We start from the raw sequence: 2,302 nt of genomic DNA on the forward strand, positions 1-2,302 counted from the left end.
TATTGATAATTAATCTAACTATTATTTACTTAGTAGATTTTATTATTTCTATATTTTTTTAAGTGATACATGGGGAGGAGTTATGATTAGAAAGTTTGATTTCAAAAAAGAATATAAAAACTTATATTCCTCAAAGCAAAAACCTACATTAATAGATGTTCCACCTTTAAATTATATTATGATAGATGGAAATGGAAAACCAACAGGAGAAAACTACCAAAATGCTATGCAAATCTTATACTCTCTTACTTATACTATTAAAATGAGTAAAAATGGCAGTAATCATATCGATAGCTATTATGAATATGTAATTCCTCCTTTGGAAGGTTTATGGTATCTAGAAAATGGCAAGCTTGATTTTAATGTAAATAAAGAGAAATGGTTATGGACTTCTATGATTGCCCAACCTGACTTTGTTGATAAAGATATTTTTAATTGGGCTTTGCATGAATGTAAGAATAAAAAACCTGATTTAGACTTTTCAAAAACTAAATTTGAAACTTTTTATGAGGGGCTTTGTGTGCAGTCCATGCATATCGGATCTTATGATGATGAGCTGAGAACTATAGCTAAAATTGATAAATACATAGAAGATAACAATTTAGTAAATGTTACAAGTAATATTAGAAAACATCATGAAATTTATTTATCAGACCCTAGAAGAACTTCACCTGAAAAATTAAGAACCATTCTTAGGTTTCCTGTACAAAAAAACTTACTATAGAAAAAGGGCTGTGTCATAACAATATTTAATTGTTTATTACACAACCCTTATTTATTATTTACCTATGAACATTTGAGTCCAATATAAAGTTCCATTTGAACTTTTTGCCACACCTATACCTATATCTGTAAAGTTTGCATTTAATATGTTTGCTCTATGTCCTGAAGAGTTCATCCAAGAATTTACAACTTCCGCTGGTGTTCTTTGACCCATGGCTATATTTTCTCCTGCAGTTCTATAGCTTATGTTAAATTGCTTCATCATATCAAATGGAGAACCGTAAGTTGGAGAAGTATGGTCAAAGTAATTTTTATTTATCATATCTTGTGATTTTATTGTTGCCACATTAGATAATTGAGTATTAAAAGATAATTCACTTAAACCTCTTTTACTTCTTTCCACATTAACAAGTCTAGTAACTTCCTTTTGGAAGCTTAAAAATGATCCTGTTGTAGTTTGATTATCATTTGATGTGTTATTGTCGTCACTTGGTTTTTCAACTACATTATCATTATCTTGGTTATTATCATTTCCTGTATTGCTATTGTTATTATCTTGGTTATTATCGTTTCCTGTATTACTATCGCTATTTCCTTGATTATTATCGTTTCCTGTATTGCTATTGTTATTATCTTGATTATTATCGTTTCCAATACTACTATCGCTATCACCTTGGTTATTATCATTTCCAGTGTTACTATCATTATTACCTTGGTTATTATCATTTCCTGTATTACTATTGTTATTATCTTGGTTATTATCGTTACCAGTATTTGAATTGTTATTGCTTCCTATAGAAGAATCCCCATCTTGAGATGGTTTATTATTACATCCTAGAGATATTTTATACTTTTTACCATTTATAACAAGGTATATTGCACCTTTCGTTTTATAATTAGTTATTACTTTTTTACTTAAAGCACTTGATGATACTATACTAGATCCTGCTATTACAGTAATTAATCCTGCCGTTAATAATGTCTTAAATTTTTTGTTCATAATATCCACCGTCCTATTTTCTAAATTTGTAACTTTTTTGTAACCTTTAGGGTGTGTGTTACCCCTGTAATTAGTATTCTAACATCTATTCATTAGATTTTTAACTGTTATTTAATGTAAATTTATTATTTTACCCACATAAATGCTGAAATATACTTATTTTTTAGTAAAAAAAATACAACATAATTTTCATTATGTTGTAACTTTTCAATTCATTTTTGTAACCTTTTTGTTAATTATCAAAATCTATATGATATGTTTTTCCATTTGATTTTATATCTAAATAAGATAAGTTAAATTGATCTTTCATTACATCAATTTTATACTCGTATATTGCATCATCTTCTTTTTTGCTCATAAATATGTAACTACCTTCTTCTTTATCCTCTATTTCATCACATATTTCATCATAAATTTCTTCTCCACTTATATGTCCTTCATATCCTGATGCATGTATTTTATCTTCTATCATTTTATATAACTCTTCCATTTGATGACACTCCTTAATAATAATTTTTCATTATAATTATATATTATACACAAATATAAAATAATTAAAATATTTTCTTTTGTCCTAAT

3 protein-coding genes are annotated in these 2,302 nt (G+C 27.0%); 1 reads left to right on the top strand and 2 read right to left on the bottom strand.

All coding sequences use genetic code 11. From position 1 onward, the window contains the following. Positions 1 to 82 precede the first annotated feature (82 nt). A complete protein-coding gene (locus NSA58_RS19105; RefSeq protein ID WP_039681179.1) occupies positions 83 to 724 on the top strand; it encodes a GyrI-like domain-containing protein in 642 nt (213 codons plus the stop codon). A gap of 54 nt (positions 725 to 778) precedes the next feature. Here NSA58_RS19105 and NSA58_RS19110 read toward each other — a convergent pair whose 3' ends face one another. Further along, positions 779 to 1,723, bottom strand: a complete 945-nt coding sequence (locus NSA58_RS19110) for a CAP domain-containing protein (RefSeq protein ID WP_074429906.1) — start codon at positions 1,721 to 1,723, stop codon at positions 779 to 781. 232 nt (positions 1,724 to 1,955) lie between these two features. Next, on the bottom strand, positions 1,956 to 2,213 hold the full coding sequence (locus tag NSA58_RS19115; RefSeq protein WP_039681181.1) for a hypothetical protein: 258 nt from the start codon (positions 2,211 to 2,213) through the stop codon (positions 1,956 to 1,958). Positions 2,214 to 2,302: the final 89 nt, after the last annotated feature.

Origin of the sequence: Terrisporobacter muris, from assembly GCF_024621905.1 — a bacterium.
Taxonomy (GTDB): Bacteria; Bacillota; Clostridia; order Peptostreptococcales; family Peptostreptococcaceae; genus Terrisporobacter; species Terrisporobacter muris.